Below are 17,428 nucleotides of genomic sequence, written 5' to 3'. Positions count from 1 at the left end.
AGTTGGAATACAATCGCATCCGTATTCATTCTTCAATCGGTTACTTAACTCCACATTTGCGCGAAAAAAGGTACTATGAGCAACAACAGGTCGCTTAATTGGTGTCTACTTTCTTGACAGAAGTCCACAGACGCAGCTTTTTATGCTCTATGCCGACTTTTTCGGGTTACAGCCGTTACGTGCACATAAATTAGCTATTACCGATTATAGCAATTAGTTTAATTTCCGCTAACTGGAGGCAAGGACTATAAACATAACCGACAAAAAGGCCAGACTTGCAAGAATAGCAGTATGGAGCAACGTTAAATACTCGGGTATCTCACCCCAATGCGAAATCGTTGTGCTATGCATCATAAATCGCGCCGAAACTACGGAATTGTAACGAAGTGATGGCTCGAAACTAATGGACACTTCCCCTAAATTGCAAAGAAGGACAAATCCAAAGAAGGACAAATCCAAAAAAGGCGGTGCAGGGATAACACCCTGGCACCGCCTCATTTTTGCCGCTTCTTCTATCAAGCAAGCTGCCTTTATGTGTCTTCCTGCTCTTGAGACAGCTCATACATCTTATTTATATTTGCTCCAGTTGCTGTCGCTGTTCTCCAGCAAATAGGCGAAGTCGCTTTCAAGCCGTTTCTTCTCCTGCCGCTTCGCGTCCTCTTCCTGTAAGCGCTGCTTCTCCTTGCGCTCAGCCTCTGCAGTCTTCAGCTCATCTGCCTGCGCCTTCAGCTTCTGCAGCGTATCTGCGCCCAGCAAATCCTTCAAGGTAGCGCCGGTTGCTTCCGACCGCTCCTGATCGCCGCTGCGCTTTGGCTGCGGCTGTCTCTGTTTGTTTTTCTTGCCCATCTCTTGCCTCACCTACTCGTTGTCGTATTGAATATGCAGCGATTCTGCTGCCCTGCGCGCAAGAGCACGCGCCGATTCTGTATCTGCGGCTGTGCTGAGCGCAACAGCCATCCGGCGGCCGACCTTCGTCTCCGGCTTGCCGAACAGGCGTACCTGCGTATTCGGCACGGCAAGCGCATCCTCCAGCCCGCCAATGCGGAACGACTGAGATTCCCGGTCCGCCTTCAGCGTATGCGAAGCGCCTGGCGACAGCAGCCGGATAGTTGGAATCGGGTATCCCAGAATGGCCCGGATATGCAGCGCGAACTCCGACAGATCTTGCGTTGCCATCGTGACCATGCCTGTATCATGAGGACGCGGCGACACTTCGCTGAACAGTACGCCGTCTTTTGTCAGGAACAGCTCCACGCCGTACAGTCCGTAGCCGCCCAACTCGCCGGTTATACGGCAAGCAATCTGCTCCGCTTGGCGAATTTGCGCTTCTGTCATGTCATGCGGCTGCCACGATTCAATATAATCCCCATCCTTCTGAACATGGCCGATCGGAGCGCAATAGCTTGTTCCGTTCACGGAGCGGATGGTCAGAAGTGTAATCTCTGATTCGAAAGTAACGAAGCCTTCTACAATAATCCGGCTTTTCTTGGCGCGTCCGCCTTCCATCGCATAATTCCAGCAGCTCTCCAGTTCCGCTTCAGAACGGCATACGCTCTGGCCTTTGCCCGAGGAGCTCATAATGGGCTTGATCACGCATGGATAACCAAGCGCATCCGCGGCTTCACGCAGTTCCTCCAGCGTATCGGCGAAGCGGTACGGCGCCGTCGGCAAGCCCAGCGTCTCGGCCGCCAAGCGGCGGATGCCTTCACGGTCCATCGTCAAGCGCGCAGCTCTTGCAGTCGGAATAACATGGTGGCCTTCGCTCTCCAGCGCCAGAAGCGTTTCTGTTGCGATAGCCTCAATCTCCGGCACGATGTAATCCGGCTTCTCCGCTTCGATAATGCGGCGAATGCCTTCTCCATCCAGCATATCGACGACATAGCTGCGATGCGCAACCTGCATCGCCGGCGCGTTAGCATAGCGGTCCACTGCGATCGTCTCCACGCCAAGACGCTGCGCCTCCATCACGACTTCCTTGCCCAGTTCTCCCGATCCCAATAATAGCACTTTACGAGCGTTCGATGTTAATGGCGAGCCATACATATAGAAAAAGAACCTCCTGGATCATCTTCGCCTGCTTCGCCTCGAATAACCGAGTGCCCATTCAGACAAAAACGCTTTTCTTCCATTGTGGAGGTTCTTTGGCGAAAAATCAATACAAACCAATAGATAAGTGCAGAAACGTTCGTCTTTTGGGACTATAAATAACGATATTGCGCTTCAATCAAGCCATGATATACGCCTTTTTTCGTCATTAGTGCTTCGTGATTGCCTTGCTCTACAATTTTGCCATGGTCAAGAACGATAATATCGTCCGCATGACGAATCGTCGACAAGCGGTGGGCGATCATGAAGGACGTACGGCCAGCCAGCAGCGTCTTCAGAGCTTCCTGAATTTTCAGCTCAGTCTCGGTATCGATGCTCGCCGTCGCTTCGTCGAGAATGAGAATTTGCGGATCCGCAAGCAAAGCGCGGGCGAACGACAGCAGCTGCCTCTGTCCCATGGACAATACGTTGCCCCGCTCCTCTACTTCAGTCTCATACCCGTCCGGAAGCGACATAATAAAATCATGGGCATGCACCGCCTTCGCAGCTTCCTCAGTCTCCGCATCAGTCGCGTTCAAGCGGCCGTAGCGGATATTGTCGCGAATCGTGCCCGCGAAGATAAACGTATCCTGCAGCACGATGCCGACCTGCGAGCGAAGGCTCTCAATCGTCACGTCGCGAATGTCGATGCCGTCGATGAGCACCCGCCCCTGAACGGGGTCGTAGAAGCGGCACAGCAGGTTGATAATCGTGCTTTTGCCCGATCCGGTATGGCCTACCAGGGCGATCGATTGCCCCGCCTTGACGTCGATGCTGACGCCTTTCAGCGCCGGTCTGTCCTTCTCGTATTCGAATATGATTTCATCAAACTTGACATCGCCCTTGATGGCAGGAAGCGGCTTTGCATCCTTGCGCTCTGCAACCGTCGTCTCTTCATCGATAAATTCGAAGATCCGCTCCGAGGATGCCATCGCGATCAGCAATTGGGAATACATCTGGCCGAGCCGGTTGATCGGCTCCCAGAAGTTGCCGATGTAGTTGGCGAAAGCGAACAGCAAACCAATCGTAATCGCCTGTGTCTGAATCAAATGCGTACCGTACCAGAACAGAATGCATGTGCCAATGGCAGCCGTCACCTCAATGACAGGGCCAAACCCTTGGTTCAGCGCGGACGCTTTGTTCCACGACTTGATATTGTCCGTATTCATATGATTGAAAAATGCCATATTGTCTTTTTCTTGCACATAAGCCTGCGTAACCTTCATCCCTTGAATGCTTTCATTCAAATGCGCGTTGATCCGCGACTGCTTCATCCGCACATCCTGCCAAGCGAAGCGGATCCGCTTGCGCAAGGAGGTCGATACGACAAACATGATCGGCACCGTAATCATGACCGCCAGACCTAGCTTCCAGTTCAGCGCGAGCAGGATTATGACAATGCCTATTAGCTGGATGCAGTCCATCAGAAGGTTGACGACACCGTTGGTGAACAAGTCTTGCAGCGCATTGACATCATTCGTGACACGAACGAGTACAGAACCTGCCGGACGTTTGTCATAGAAGCGGAACGACAGCTTCTGTATGTGCTGGAACAGATGCTGGCGCAGGTCGAAGATGACTTTTTGCCCGATGATGCTGGTGTATTTGATTCGGTAGCTGTTGGACGCCCATTGCACAATGTAGAGCGCCAGCATAATACCGCCGATCGCCGCCAGCATGCCTGTGCTTTGCGAGCCCTTCGCCGGATCCAGGATGTGGTCGATCACATAGAGCATCAAGAAAGGTATCGCAAGCCTGGTCAGCGTGCCGATGATCATCATGACGATGACAGGCATAAGCTCTCGCTTGTAAGGCTTCATATACGTATAAAGACGGCGCAGCTGCGCCCAGTTAAACGGCTTTTCGATCGCCTCGTCGTCCTGGTAGACGAAGCGTTCATTGCGGCTTCGCCCTTTGGCGGATGCTTTTGCACTCATTTCGCGTTGCTCCTTCTCCGCTCTTGAATATCAATTACGGCGTAGTCATGGTCTTCGTCGCTTTCGCTGACAAAGTCGGCATATTGAATCTTGTACGTATCGCGGTAAGGGCCCTTCTGGGCAATGAGCTCGTCATGCTTGCCGCGCTGTACGATGTGCCCCTTGTCGAGCACAATAATTTCGTCCGCATGGCGCAGGGATGAAATCCGGTGCGCGATAATGAACGTCGTGCGGCCCGCCATCAGCTCCTTGAAGCCCGCCTGAATCTCATGCTCCGTCTCCATATCGACCGCGCTGGTCGCATCGTCCAGAATGAGAATGCGAGGGTTCTTGATAAGCGCGCGAGCAATGGCGATACGCTGCTTCTGTCCGCCGGACAAGCCCAGGCCCCGCTCCCCGACGACCGTATCATAGCCTAGCGGCATCTCCATAATGAAGTCATGCGCCTTGGACAGCTTTGCCGCATGCTCGATCTGCTCTTGCGTTACGTCCCGAATGCCGTAAGCGATGTTGTCGCGGATGGAGGCCGAGAACAGGAAGGTTTCCTGAAACACGGGCGCAATCTGGCGTCTAAGCGACTCGACATCCAGGTTTTTGATATCCATGCCATCCAGCATAATGCGGCCGTTCTTGACATTGTAAGCCCGCATGAGGAGCTGAATGATGGTCGATTTGCCCGACCCTGTCCCCCCCAGAAGGCCGATTACCGAGCCAGCCGGCGCATCTATGTCGATGGAAGTCAGCGCTGCGGATTTGTCCGGATAGTTGAACGTCACATTCTCGAAGCGGACATGTCCTTTGACGTTGCGCGCTTCCAGCTCTACGGCGTCTTTTATGCTTTTGACATGCACATGCTCGTTCAGCAGGCCAAGCACGCGCTCGCCGGACGCTTTGAATTGCGTATAGTTGTTAATATGGAAGCCCAGGCCCCACATCGGGCCGATAATGTACCAGATCAAGCTGAAGAAGGCTACGAATTCGCCCAGCAGCAGAGTACCGTTGATGACCATGATGCCGCCCGTGATGAGCAGGATTACTGCACTCATGTTGGCGACTAGCTCCATGACCGGGAAGTATTTCGCCCAGATTTTGGCCGCGCCGACCTGATTCGTCTGGTACGCTTCGCTGCGTACGGAGAACTTCGACACTTCATGCGACTCGCGGGCAAATGATTTGACGGTGCGTACGCCGGTAATATTCTCTTGAACCGCTGTTGTCAGGTTGCTCATCGCTTGGCGCATTTCGCGGAATGCCGGATGGATCAGCTTCTCGAAACGCAGCGCCAGGATAGCGAGCAGCGGAATCGGCACGAGCGTAATGAGCGTCAGCTGCCAGTTCAAGTACAGCATCATAGCTCCGCCGAACGCGATCATCAGCACCATGTTCAAGATTTGCGCAAAGCCGAAGCCGATAAAGTTGCGGATCGCCTCCAGATCGGCAGTCAGCCGTGACATGAGATCGCCTGTCTTAGCCTTGTCATAATATTGAAAGGATAAAGTCTGAAGCTTGTCATACAAGGCATTGCGCATGCGGAAGGCAACCCGGTTGCCTAATCTGCCGCCGAAAAACCCATGCAGGAACTGATTGAGCGCTTTCAAAGAAATTACTCCTACGACTATGAGCGCGAGCTGCGGTACAAGCTCGAACTTCTGAGGAGTAATGACATCATCGATCAGATAGCGCAGCAGATTCGGGTAGACCAGCCCCAGCGCTGTGGCGACCATCAAAAACAAGATCGATGCAATTAAGAACTTTCTCTCCGGCATATAAAAAGCCTTTAATTGCCTCAGTACGTCCAACGAAATCCATCTCCCCATCTCTGTTATGTAAGCATGAATGAATCTTATCAGCATCGCTTTAGAGGAGCAAATTCGATAATTTTGCGAATTTTTATGTAGAAGCGCTTAAACTCCCGCTAGCGGAATTGGAAACGGTTAAACCTCCCAAATCGTCCCGAATCATTGCCATAATGTGCGTATTACTCCGTTTTTGCATAATTTCACACTAAACGCCGAAAACTTTTTTTCCAGTTCAGACATTCGTGAAAAAAAAAGAATGCCCTCCCGGAGTAGAAATTCCGAGAAAGCATTCCAATAACTTTCAGGCGATATGCTCTTACGCTTGCAGCGCCGCCAGCTTCGAATGCAGCTGTTTGAGCGCTTCGAGCTGCCCGCTGTCCGTAAGCGTTGCCCGCTTGCCTTCGGCAAAAGCGGCCATGTCTCCCTTCAGGAAGCCCCCTGCCTGGCCCGCAGCGACGTTCCAGACTTGCTCATAATGAACCGTCCAGTCCGCAATAACGCCGTCCATCCAGCGCTGAAGCTCCGGTGCGATGCGCGTCTCCAGCTCCTTGCGCAGCTGTGTCTTGCCTTCGCCCTCGAAGAACTGGCGCGGCGACTTGAAGCGGCTCCACAGCCACTTCGCATCCATCCCTTCCGCCTCCCAATCCTGCGCTTGCCGAGGGGCCTGCACACTGTCAGACGGATATGGCGCAGGCGGATAATCGGCCAGCAGCTCTGCCAGCTCCTCGCTGCAGCGGTCGTATATCTTCTTGAGCGCGGTATGCAAGGCGCGCTCCATTCGAAGCGTGGTTGCCAGCAGCTCCTGCGACAGCTCCCGCTGCATCAGACGCTGCAGCTCCAGCCAAGAGGTCCATACCATGCGGCGCAGATCGCGGCCGTCGTCCTGCAGAGACGCCGGATTAAAGGCCAGATGATAGAAATCGCCGAAGCGGTATTGAAGCCTCTGAATGACGTAATAAAGCAATTCGTTTATTTCCTGCTTCAATCCATGCGGAATTTCGCTTGCTGCCATCCCATCGGCAATGGCAGCGGATTGCTCGGCGGCATCAGCGAGCTGACGCAGCTGCGCTTCGCGCTGTGAAGCGTCGCCTTCGGCTCCGCGCACCCAGCTGCCTACTGTGTCGGTCGTGCGAACCAGCTCTTGGTAGGCTGACTCTACTGCAAGCCGTCCGAGATCATTCGTAATAAAGGAAAGGAATGCAGACTCCAGCTGCGGCATGCGCGATCGGTTCAACTGTTCCTGATCGGCATCCATCTTGCCGTCAAGCGCTTCGATGCTGGAGACCGGGAACAACCTTGGCGAACGGATCGCATGCTGCAGCAGATTGGCCTCTACATGCGCAAGTACGCCCTCCAGCTCTTCTTCGTCGGCAGCCAGATCCGCTGCATTGACGACAAAAAACATCTTATCCAGCTCGAACTGGTCTTTCACTCGTCCCAATTGATCAAGGAATTGGCGGTCGGCCTGCGAGAAGGCATGATTGTAATAAGTGACGAACAGGACCGCATCCGCATTTTTAATATAGTTGAACGCAACGCCGGTATGTCTGGCATTGACCGAATCCGCGCCCGGCGTATCAACGAGCACAATGCCTTCGGAAGTTAGCGCACATTCATAGTGGAAGTCAATCTCGCTGACGAAGCAAGAACGGGACTCCTCGGCGACGTACTTGGCATATTCCGTCCGATCCGTCTTCAGCTCTTGGCCGAGCAGCGCCTCATTCTGCTCCCAGCCTTGGCGCGCCGCACGCAGGAAGCTGTAGTGAGGCCGTCCTCCTGCTCCGATAGACTCGGGCGTCAGCTTGTCGATCGCCTTCAGAATAGATGCGGCATTCGGCATATGGGCCTCGGATGCTTGCTCGCCAAGAAGCGCTAGCGAGTAGCGCAGATCCGCAAGCACAGCCTCCCTGCTCTTCATGACTACGCGAGCCTCTCCGTGCCCGTACTCCGCTGTAGGCGGCATAAGCCGGTTAATCGCCGCAGTCGTCGGATTCGGGGATACCGGCAATACGGCATCGCCGATAAGCGCGTTCGCCAGCGACGACTTGCCCGCGCTGAACGCGCCGAACAAGGCCACTGTGAAGCGGCTGCTCTGCAGTCGCCCAGCCTTCTCCCGCATGGCTAGAGCAGCTGTACGAAGCGCTGCCTGCGAAGAGATCAGGTCGGCTGCATGAATCAGCTTGCCTGCCGCCTCGCTCTGCTTGGAGCGAACCGCTTCTTCTCGCGCTCTCGGAGCAGTCTCGCCGCTGCGGTGAACGCCAGCCTCGATAGTCGCCGCCACCTGGCTCGATGGCCGTTCCTTGCCAGCCTGCGGAGCTGGCTGCGAGGCATGCGCTTGCTCTGCCGCAGCAGCTCCTAGCTGCAGCGGTGCGCCGCTGAGGTCCGCTGCATCAGGCCTCGGCAGCGACGGCGCATTAGCCGGCTGCGGCAGAATGCCGCGCAACGCAGCAGCTTCCTGCTCCAGCTTCCCTGTCAGCCGATCCAGCTCATGGATGGCTTTGGCCTGACTCTCCACCTCCGACAGCCGCTGCTCTGCCTCCGCGCGCTCCGCATCGCTTGCCGCGGATGCGCTGGCAGCCAGCTCGTCGATCACGTCGAGCGCACGCTGCCGATAGACGCTTTTAATGTCTGCTGCGAGATCTTTGCTGAACGTCATTGTATATTCGTTGCCCATAACGGCGCCAGTCTTCACCCTGCCGATCAGCCAGGTGCCGTCCGGCGACCATGACAGCTCGCCAGCGAGTCTAGCCTCCAGCTTCTCCTGGCTATAGCCAGCAGACTCTGCGGCCTTTCGCAGCAGCTGCTTGACATGCCATTCGATCGCCGCGCTTACGAGACTCGCAAGCTCCGCGCGGAACGCTTCGAGTCTCCGCTCCTGCTCTGCCGCTGTCTTCGCTCCCGCGAATAAAAGCCCGGTCTTAAAGCCTGGCTTCCGACTTTCCAGAAAGGCATGAGCCAAGTCGCGCAGCGGCGCAGGCGTAATATTGGCATTGTCCAGCACCGATTGAAGCTCCTGGCGCAGCTTTGCACGATACACCTCTTGCTGAGCGGCCAGATCGCCGATCCGCTTACGAAGCCCTTGCAGCTCGCCTGACACTGCAGCCATCGCTTCTTCTCCGCCAGCCTCCGCAATAAGGCGCTCGCGCTGGGGTTCTTGAAGCTCGTCGCGCCACTTCAAGTGGGTTTCCGCCAAATGTCTCAGTGAAGCGTCCACACTGTATGAGCACAGCTCTTCGCGCTGCTCAGCCAGCTTGCCGAACAGGCCAATAAGCTTATTCCATTCATGATGCGGATGCTCCGGTCTCCGGAGCGACAGATAGAGAATACCCGCAGGCTCCAAATGCCATGCCTGGAACGCATCCTCCACGCTGTTGCGATAATCAGTAAAACTAAGCTCCCGATCGCGATGTTTATCGATCTGATTGACAATAAAGTATAAGGGCTTGCCCCAATCCTTCAGTTCCTTTGCGAATGCAAAGTTAATCTCGGATTGGACATGATTATAATCCATTACATAGAATACGACATCCGCAAGATGCAGCGCCGATTCCGTAGACATCCTGTGGGCATCGTCCGTCGAATCAATGCCCGGCGTATCCAGCAGCACCGTGTGATTGCCCAGCAGCTCGCTTGGGTAGACAATCGACACAGACGTATACCGCTCGCCGTCCACGCAATATTGGTCAAGCTCGTCAATCGGCACTTCCGCTTGAATCGTTGTGCCTTCTTCCGTTACCTTCTCTACTTCCGCATAAGCCCGCTCGCCGCCGCGAATCGAAACGACGTTAGCGCTCGTTGGAATCGGGCTGGACGGAAGCAGCTGAGCCCCGCACAACCGATTGACGAGCGTTGATTTGCCTGCCGAGAAATGTCCGCATAACGCAACAGTAAGCCGACCCTCGGTCAGCTTACTTGTCAGCTCACGCGCCTGCCGCGCGCGTATATGGTCTCCTGCCTCGGTCATGGCTGCGCTTGCGGTCCGAAGTGCCTCCGCTATGCCTTGTACCGTCATCACTGTCATCTCCTGAGAATCCTAGACGGCTTCCTCTTCGTCATTCGGCAGGCAGATTTCGAATACATTGCCATGCTGGAGAATCATAATGTTGCGTTCCTTCTCCTTCATGACGACAACTTCAGGCTTCGAGCGCATACGGTCAATGTATTGATCAGGCACATCGCCAGATCCGCTTACGGTAATACCTTCGATTACGATATCTTCATTTTCTTGCGGCGGGGATTCCAAAACTTGCTCGTAAATATCGGAAAAAAGCTCAAAGTTGTTTGTATACACGGAAATGCATTTCATCATTCATCATCCTTCATTGGCTAATTTAGTTTTTTTAGTTTTATTTTTGGTCTTAACCGCTGGCTTCATACGCGCTTTTCCTTCTTTGCATATATCCAGCAAGGGACATACGGGACATTGCGGGTTTTGTGCCTTGCAATGATATCGTCCGAAAAAAATAAGGCGGTGGTGGGTAATCGTCCATTCCTCTTTCGGAACAAGCTTCATCAGCTTCTGCTCGACGGCCAGCACCGAATCATCGGGCTTAGCTGCGCCAAGCCGTTTCGACACTCGCTCGACATGCGTATCGACCGCTATGGCCGGTACGCCGAAAGCATTGGACATTACGACATTCGCCGTCTTGCGCCCGACACCGGGAAGCTCGGTCAATCCTTCGTGACTGGCTGGAACCTCACCCTCATACTTATCAATCAGAATGCGGCATAACTTCTGTATATTGGAAGCTTTGCTTCTGAACAACCCGATGCGGCGAATATCGCCTTCCAGCTCCTCCAGAGGCACGCTGAGGTAATCCTCGGGCGTCTTGTACTTCTGGAACAAGCCGGCTGTCACCTTGTTGACCGTCTCGTCCGTGCATTGCGCCGAGAGCAGCACGGCAATGGTGAGCTCGAACGGATTGTCATGATTCAGCTCGCAATGCGCGTCCGGGAACATCTCTGCTATCGTATCCAATATATGACGCATCTTCTGCTTCGCACTCATGATTGCCCTCCAGTTTAACACTATCGTTCAAAGTGTAACGAAATTTGACACGGCACGCAACTATAAATCCGCATAATTCCATAAAAAAACTGCCCCTTGGGGCAGTTTTTTTCACAAAACGTTCCTGCTTTTATAGGAATAATGGCTTAAGCGGAAATTTTCCTAGCCGTTGGAAGAAGTTGTGACGCTTTGCAGCTTCTCCAGCGTCGAACCTGCATACGATGCGTTCACGCGATCGCCGGCTTTGAATTGGCTGAACGCGCCTTTCGTGCCATCGGTTTTGAGGATCTCAATGTCAGTTGTAGATAATTCGAATGCCGCTTCCGTACCGGTTTTGACTTTCAATTTCTTGTTCACAGAGTCTACGGATACAATCTCGTATTGAACATTCGTATGAATTTTGATTTGGAAGATCAAGAACTGATCATACACCAGATCAAGGGTAACCGTTGCGCCCTTCTTCAAGTCGCTTAGGGTAGCTGACGGCTTGTCTTTCAGGTCAATATAAGCTCTGGTATAAGGGACTGTAATCAAATCTCCACTAGGAATCTTGATCGTTACTTGCTGGTCCGTTTCATTCACGGTCACAAGCTCGCCCTTATATTTGTCCACGAACTCTAGAATGATCACGTTATTATGCGAGTAACTGATATCAATGCTCTTGAATTGACTAAGCAATATCATTGCGGCATTGCGCGTCATTGTCTCGCCATTATAGACAAATTTAGTAGCGTCTGTAATGTATAGTGCCTGTGCGTTTTTGCCGTTGGAATCTACTACCGTTAATAATTTGTCATCCTGAGCACGATTAATAATTTGCGCCGCCGTAATTTTATTCATTTGACGGTTCTGAACCTTGATTGCTACTACTTGCTCATTCGCATTAATCGACAGTTCCACAACGTCTACCTTAGGGATCAGATCGCTTACGGATGTGTTCGGAAGCCCTTCAATTTGCACCGTTACGCTCTTGTCCAGGAACTTGGATACCAGGTTTTTGCCGTCTTGCAAAATGGTAATCGACTCTTTGTCCAAATTCTGAACCATGCCGCTAATTGTCGTCGTATTCGGAGCAACCGCTGTCGTCAGCTTCAGCGTACGCGATTCTTTGCGGAAGGTATCTTGAACGATCGTTACTTTCGCATCGCGTTTGATCGTATCAATCGCTACGGTCTTGCCGTCCGCATCTTCGACAACTAAGGACTCGTCATACGTAAACAGCTGTGCCTTGTTGTCAATCCATACATAGAACGTTTTGTCCGTTGCATTATAACGGTCGAAAGTGCCAGCAACCGTCTTCGTATGCTGAGTATCGCTCTCCACCTCAACATACAGAGCCTTGCCGTCCTTGCCGATTACCGAAATGTCGCCATACTCAAGCAATTGATCCTTTGTAATCGGCTTTTCGGAATTGAAATGGAAATATACCGTATTGGAATCCAGCGCATAAGTGGTTTCTTTGCCGTCATTGTATACCGTCAGGCTTGTGCTTGTCAGATCGGATACAACACCGGATTGCTGGCCTTCATAGTCAACCGGATAGCTGGATTGCGCTCTGCTGAACAGTGTTGCCAAGCTTGCGCGGGTAATAGTCTTAGCCGGCTCGAATGTCGTCTCCGTCATCCCTTTCACCAGACCAAGCTGGAACGCTGCGTTTACAAATCCTTTATAGCGGGTACTAATGGATGAAGCATCCTGGAAAGGCGAAGCTGCATTTTGGAGCTGGTTCGCCACCGCTTGCTGTCCAATCGCCTTCACAATCAATTTCGTAACCCATTCGCGGCTTGCAGGCTTGGAGCCCCATGCATTTGCGGTATCCGCTTTCGCCAGCGCGTATTCTTCCTCGCGGTCAAGCAAACCTTCCTTGAAGGCAAGCTCAATGTAGGATTTGAAAAACTCGCTGACGACAAAAGACTCGTCAAAAATAATCAACGAGTTCGTTGGCGCTTGATCAATCAGACCTGCAAAACGCAGCGCCATCAATACTGCTTCCTGCTGGGAAACGCTTTTCTCCGGCTTGAACGTCGAAGTGCCGTCGGCCGTATTTTTGTAACCGTCAATGATACCTTGGAAATAAAGCTTGGCGATGTGCTTCTCAGCCCAGTGGCCCGCGTTCACATCCAAAAAAGGTGTAGAAGCCGTAAGCGCAGCGGCATGTACGGCAACCGGTGAAGATAAAACAGCAGAAGCGCTGCCCGTTACGAGAGTAACAGCTAGCGCGCCTGTCATAATTTTTTTCCAGCACAATTCAATTGGCATCCAAGTCGTCTCCTTTGTCGATATCCTCATTAATTCAGTAGTAAATCCTTATCGAACGATCGGATGATCCAGTTCGACATGGCCCATCATGCTCTCAACCGCTTCTCCTACGACAAGAATGTCGATGCCTTCCACGAATGAGAATTGGAACAGCGTGCTCTTGAGCGTCTCCACCATCTGAAGCTCGCCAGGCGCGCCCAATCTGGCTTCGTCCGGAATATGAATATCCACCGTAACGATGCCGTCTTTGAGAGTGACGGCCAGTATATGTACGTCCTTCCATAACGAAACGCTGCCGTCACCGGCATCCTTTTGCAATTCAGCCAGTGCGGACTTAACGATATCCGCTTCTCCCGCATTCGGGATCGCTACTTTTCGCTCCAGCGTTTTTTCCAGCTCGGCGTCTGTTGCATAGATCGTAATCTCCAGTCCATCCGATGATGCAGGACTGGAAGGAACCGGAGAAGGCTCATTCCCGCTCTCCTCCGGTTCGCTCGTTGGTCCGCCGGTTGATTCAGCTGTAGGGGATGCCCCGACGCCGCCTTGCGTGTCCACGTTAGTCTTCTCTTGAGCGCCGCAGCCCGATAGCGCGGCAATAACAACAAATGAAGCGATCAACACTCGTAAGGCATGTCCGGTTTTATGCATCAACCTGAACCCCCGCTCTCTATTTCAATTTCAAATATGCTTTAATTCCCTTGCCTACTTCCGCAGCGAATTTGCTCTGCACGGAATCTGTGAAAAGGGCTTTCGCATCGCCTTCGTTAGACAAATATCCGGCTTCAATCAGCACGGCAGGCATCGTCGTTTCCTTGATGACCTTGAATGCCGCTTTCTTCACGCCGCGATTGTTCAGCCCTGTGCCTGCAAGCACATACGGATGAAGAAAATCTGCCAGCGCCTTGCTGTTGTCGCGGTAATAATACGTTTCCGAACCGTTCACGGATGTTTTGTCATAGCTGTTGGCATGGATCGAAATAAACAGATCGGCTTTATTGTCTTGCGCAAATTTGATACGGTCCGCCAGTTCGAGGAACGTATCGTCTGAACGGGTCATCAGGACTTTGATACGCTTGTCCTTCTCAAGCTCAGCCTTCAGCTTAAGAGCGGCGTTCAGATTGAATTCCTTCTCCCAGCGGTTCATAGGCTTGCTGTACGCGCCAGGGTCTTTGGCGCCGTGTCCGGCATCCAGCACGACTGTGTACTGAGCGCCATTGTTGCCTTCACCTGGCGGCGTAGTTACAGGCGGCTCCGGATCTGCCGGCTTCTCAGGCTCTGCTGGAACTTCCGCAGAAGGCATGAGCGCAATCTGGATGGCATTCTCCGATTCAGTCACCACATAACCCGTGTCGTCCCCGATGTTAATAACCAATCTCGCTGTAAGCGGGTTCAACTGGAACTGAGCGTACCTGAAGCCCGTCAGAAGCGGATTCTCCGCCACTTCCACTCTTGTCTCCCCATTGAAGTAAGGCTCGAACGTCGAGTTTTTGAAGTCAAAAGCAAGACGTTTAGGGTTGTCCAGCACAAGAGGCTTGCCTGGTTTCTGCACATCCGTATGGGTGATCGTGATGACAGAATGCTCGTCCATCGAGACACCTGTTATGTACCCTACCGGCTTTGGCTTTTCAGGCTCTGTCGGATTAGGCTCCGCAGGCTGTTCCGGCTGTTCTGGCTGAATGCGGAACATATGTACTTCGCGTTCGGCAGCCTTCCACTCGAATTCCAGTCCAAGCAGTTCGCCAACTGCCCGCACAGGCACCATCGTCCTCTGATTCATCAGCTGCGGCTTGGCGGCTATGTCCATTATTACGTCGTTTACCTTCACCATTGCTTCGCCGATAATCAGCTCGATGACTGTGCTGTCGTTTTTGACGGTCACTTTCTTCATGACGGGTTCCCATTCCACTTCATAGCCTAGCCCCTCGGACAATATGGCTAGCGGAACGAGCGTCGAACCGTTTTCAATCTTCGGGTCCACATCAGACTTTAACTGCTTGCCCTCCAGGAACAGCTTCGGAGGCACGCTGGCAGCATGTCCGACGGACGCGAACATCGTGAACAGCAACGACATCAACAACATAATGGATACAGACTTTTTCATTTCCCACCTCGATGACTGAATTTCCTTCATCGAATGTGATCATTCGACATACAAGGACACTTGTATAGACGCACGGTGTCAGAAAAAGTTGCGTATAGAGGAAAAAAGAGGACAACCTCCTTCTTCAGTCGGTATGTCCTCTTCTTCGTAGTGTCTATTAGCCAAGACGAGCGGCGTGCTTTTGCTCGTAAGCTGCAATTTTGTCCTCATGTTGAAGCGTCAGGCCGATGTCGTCCAGACCTTGCAGAAGGAACTGGCGGCGGTGCTCGTCAAGATCGAATGCGAGATCAAGACCGTAATCGTCAGTCAGTTTTTTGTTCTCCAGATCCACATTCAGCTTGTAGCCTTCATGCTTCGCTGTGCGCTGGAACAGGTCTTCCACTTGCTCTTCGCTCAGCTTGATCGGCAGAATGCCGTTTTTGAAGCAGTTATTATAGAAGATATCCGCATAAGACGGTGCGATTACAACCTTGAAGCCGTAATCCAGAATCGCCCATGGCGCATGCTCGCGGGACGAGCCGCAGCCGAAGTTCGCTCTGGAGATCAGAACGGAAGCTCCTTGGTAACGAGGTTTGTTCGGCTCGAAATCGGCGTTCACGTCACCGTTCTCGTGGAAGCGCCATTCGAAGAACAGAAACTGGCCGAAGCCGCTGCGCTCGATACGCTTCAGAAATTGTTTGGGAATAATTGCGTCTGTATCTACATTGACCCGGTCAACCGGAGCAACGATGCCTGTTAATTGTTTAAAAGCTTCCATGGATGATAATCCCCTCTCCTGCGTTATGCGCTTAGTTCAGCACTTCCGTCTTGATTTCCCAATCGCGAACGTCGGTGAAACGACCGTTGACCGCTGCCGCTACTGCCATTGCAGGCGATACAAGATGCGTTCTGCCTCCGCGGCCTTGGCGGCCCTCGAAGTTACGGTTGGAAGTCGATGCGCAGCGCTGGCCTGGCTTCAGTACGTCCGGGTTCATCGCAAGGCACATGGAGCAGCCTGCATCGCGCCATTCAAAGCCCGCTTCTGTGAAGATTTTGTCCAGTCCTTCCTTCTCCGCTTGAATCTTGACGCGGCCGGAGCCTGGAACAACGATAGCCGTTACGCGGTCGCTGACTTTGTAGCCTCTTGCGATTTCGGCAGCAGCGCGAAGGTCTTCGATACGGCCGTTGGTGCAGGAGCCGATAAATACATAATCGATCTCGATTTCAGACATTGGCGTACCTGGCTTAAGGTCCATGTATTCCAATGCTTTTTCTGCTGCTTTGCGCTCGTTCTCAGTTGGAAGGTCAGCAGGATTAGGCACTTTGGACGTAATGTCCGTACCCATGCCAGGGCTTGTTCCCCAAGTGACTTGCGGAATCAGGGAATCGACATCGAACTCGACGACTGTGTCGTATGCCGCGCCTTCGTCCGTTGTCAGCTGCGACCATGCAGCAACAGCCTCGTCGAAGTTAGCCGGCGCATATTCGCGGCCGCGCAGGTAGTTGAAAGTCGTTTCGTCTGGTGCGATCAAGCCGGCGCGCGCGCCGCCTTCGATGGACATGTTGCAGACAGTCATGCGCTCTTCCATCGTCAGGGAGCGAATCGACTCGCCCGTATATTCAATAACATAGCCGGTTGCAAAGTCTGTGCCGTACTTCGCGATAACGCCAAGGATCATATCCTTCGCCGTAACGCCCGGCTTGCGGTTGCCAATGAAGCGAACTTCCATCGTTTTGGCTTTGGACTGCTGCAGACATTGAGTCGCAAGCACGTGCTCAACCTCGGAAGTGCCGATGCCGAATGCCAGAGCGCCGAATGCGCCGTGCGTAGACGTATGGCTGTCGCCGCAAACGATTGTTTTGCCCGGATGAGTCAGGCCAAGCTCAGGTCCCATGACGTGAACAACGCCTTGGTCGATGCTGTCCAGGTCAAACAGCTTTACGCCGAAGTCCTTACAGTTCTGGGTCAAAGTATCGACTTGCTGCTTGGAGATCGGATCGGAAATGTTGAAGCGATCCTTCGTAGGAACGTTGTGGTCCATTGTTGCAAAAGTCAGGTCCGGACGGCGAACCTTGCGGCCCGACAGGCGCAAGCCCTCGAACGCTTGCGGGGACGTTACTTCGTGAACAAGCTGCAAATCGATGTAGATAACGCTTGGCTTGCCCTCTTCTTGATGAATGACGTGATTGTCCCAAATTTTCTCAAACATTGTCTTTTTCGCCATTATGCTCACCCCATGAGTTCATTATTGCTAGCTGC

Annotated in this window: 12 protein-coding genes; all 12 read right to left on the bottom strand. The window is 52.9% G+C overall.

Features of this window, described 5'->3' with window-relative positions; translation table 11 throughout:
• Positions 1 to 567 precede the first annotated feature (567 nt).
• Positions 568 to 846 (bottom strand): YqkE family protein, encoded by a 279-nt coding sequence (locus D3P09_RS20905; RefSeq protein ID WP_120113311.1) that lies wholly within the window; start codon positions 844 to 846, stop codon positions 568 to 570.
• Between the two features lie 12 nt (positions 847 to 858).
• A complete protein-coding gene (purT, locus tag D3P09_RS20900; RefSeq protein WP_120113310.1) occupies positions 859 to 2,043 on the bottom strand; it encodes a formate-dependent phosphoribosylglycinamide formyltransferase in 1,185 nt (394 codons plus the stop codon).
• 155 nt (positions 2,044 to 2,198) lie between these two features.
• Entirely contained in the window at positions 2,199 to 4,022 is a 1,824-nt protein-coding gene (locus D3P09_RS20895; RefSeq protein ID WP_120113309.1) for an ABC transporter ATP-binding protein, read from the bottom strand.
• Positions 4,019 to 5,821 (bottom strand): ABC transporter ATP-binding protein, encoded by a 1,803-nt coding sequence (locus tag D3P09_RS20890; RefSeq protein WP_120113308.1) that lies wholly within the window; start codon positions 5,819 to 5,821, stop codon positions 4,019 to 4,021. The genes D3P09_RS20895 and D3P09_RS20890 overlap by 4 nt, the downstream gene beginning before the upstream one ends.
• 316 nt (positions 5,822 to 6,137) lie before the next feature.
• Positions 6,138 to 9,833 carry a dynamin family protein gene (locus tag D3P09_RS20885; protein ID WP_243644330.1) on the bottom strand — a complete coding sequence of 1,232 codons (3,696 nt, stop codon included), beginning with the start codon at positions 9,831 to 9,833 and terminating at the stop codon, positions 6,138 to 6,140.
• Between the two features lie 21 nt (positions 9,834 to 9,854).
• Positions 9,855 to 10,127, bottom strand: a complete 273-nt coding sequence (locus D3P09_RS20880) for an NAD/NADP transhydrogenase alpha subunit (RefSeq protein ID WP_120113374.1) — start codon at positions 10,125 to 10,127, stop codon at positions 9,855 to 9,857.
• 6 nt (positions 10,128 to 10,133) lie between these two features.
• Positions 10,134 to 10,829 (bottom strand): endonuclease III, encoded by a 696-nt coding sequence (gene nth, locus D3P09_RS20875; protein WP_120113306.1) that lies wholly within the window; start codon positions 10,827 to 10,829, stop codon positions 10,134 to 10,136.
• Between the two features lie 162 nt (positions 10,830 to 10,991).
• Entirely contained in the window at positions 10,992 to 13,088 is a 2,097-nt protein-coding gene (locus D3P09_RS20870; protein WP_165867519.1) for an S-layer homology domain-containing protein, read from the bottom strand.
• A 48-nt stretch (positions 13,089 to 13,136) separates the two neighbouring features.
• The gene (locus D3P09_RS20865; RefSeq protein ID WP_120113304.1) at positions 13,137 to 13,736 is read right to left on the bottom strand and encodes a GerMN domain-containing protein; all 600 of its coding nucleotides are present in this window, start codon (positions 13,734 to 13,736) and stop codon (positions 13,137 to 13,139) included.
• 19 nt (positions 13,737 to 13,755) lie between these two features.
• On the bottom strand, positions 13,756 to 15,189 hold the full coding sequence (locus D3P09_RS20860) for an N-acetylmuramoyl-L-alanine amidase (protein ID WP_165867518.1): 1,434 nt from the start codon (positions 15,187 to 15,189) through the stop codon (positions 13,756 to 13,758).
• A gap of 157 nt (positions 15,190 to 15,346) precedes the next feature.
• Positions 15,347 to 15,946: a 3-isopropylmalate dehydratase small subunit gene (leuD, locus tag D3P09_RS20855; protein WP_120113302.1), complete on the bottom strand. Its 600-nt coding sequence runs from the start codon at positions 15,944 to 15,946 to the stop codon at positions 15,347 to 15,349.
• A 31-nt stretch (positions 15,947 to 15,977) separates the two neighbouring features.
• Complete coding sequence (gene leuC / locus D3P09_RS20850; protein WP_120113301.1) at positions 15,978 to 17,393, bottom strand: 3-isopropylmalate dehydratase large subunit; 1,416 nt, start codon at positions 17,391 to 17,393, stop codon at positions 15,978 to 15,980.
• Between the last annotated feature and the right edge of the window lie 35 nt (positions 17,394 to 17,428).

It is taken from the genome of Paenibacillus pinisoli, assembly GCF_003605435.1.
GTDB classification, from domain to species: Bacteria; Bacillota; Bacilli; order Paenibacillales; family Paenibacillaceae; genus Pristimantibacillus; species Pristimantibacillus pinisoli.
The sequence above is the reverse complement of the archived record's forward strand: the minus strand, read 5'-3'. Positions and strand labels throughout refer to the sequence as shown.

What these genes read in the sequence shown, in the direction of transcription:
- nth (WP_120113306.1), bottom strand. Translation starts at nt 10,829, where the DNA reads ATGAGTGCGAAGCAGAAGATGCGTCATATATTGGATACGATAGCAGAG.
- D3P09_RS20870 (WP_165867519.1), bottom strand. Translation starts at nt 13,088, where the DNA reads ATGCCAATTGAATTGTGCTGGAAAAAAATTATGACAGGCGCGCTAGCT.
- leuD (WP_120113302.1), bottom strand. Translation starts at nt 15,946, where the DNA reads ATGGAAGCTTTTAAACAATTAACAGGCATCGTTGCTCCGGTTGACCGG.
- D3P09_RS20860 (WP_165867518.1), bottom strand. Translation starts at nt 15,189, where the DNA reads ATGAAAAAGTCTGTATCCATTATGTTGTTGATGTCGTTGCTGTTCACG.
- purT (WP_120113310.1), bottom strand. Translation starts at nt 2,043, where the DNA reads ATGTATGGCTCGCCATTAACATCGAACGCTCGTAAAGTGCTATTATTG.
- leuC (WP_120113301.1), bottom strand. Translation starts at nt 17,393, where the DNA reads ATGGCGAAAAAGACAATGTTTGAGAAAATTTGGGACAATCACGTCATT.
- D3P09_RS20905 (WP_120113311.1), bottom strand. Translation starts at nt 846, where the DNA reads ATGGGCAAGAAAAACAAACAGAGACAGCCGCAGCCAAAGCGCAGCGGC.
- D3P09_RS20880 (WP_120113374.1), bottom strand. Translation starts at nt 10,127, where the DNA reads ATGAAATGCATTTCCGTGTATACAAACAACTTTGAGCTTTTTTCCGAT.
- D3P09_RS20895 (WP_120113309.1), bottom strand. Translation starts at nt 4,022, where the DNA reads ATGAGTGCAAAAGCATCCGCCAAAGGGCGAAGCCGCAATGAACGCTTC.
- D3P09_RS20865 (WP_120113304.1), bottom strand. Translation starts at nt 13,736, where the DNA reads ATGCATAAAACCGGACATGCCTTACGAGTGTTGATCGCTTCATTTGTT.
- D3P09_RS20885 (WP_243644330.1), bottom strand. Translation starts at nt 9,833, where the DNA reads ATGACGGTACAAGGCATAGCGGAGGCACTTCGGACCGCAAGCGCAGCC.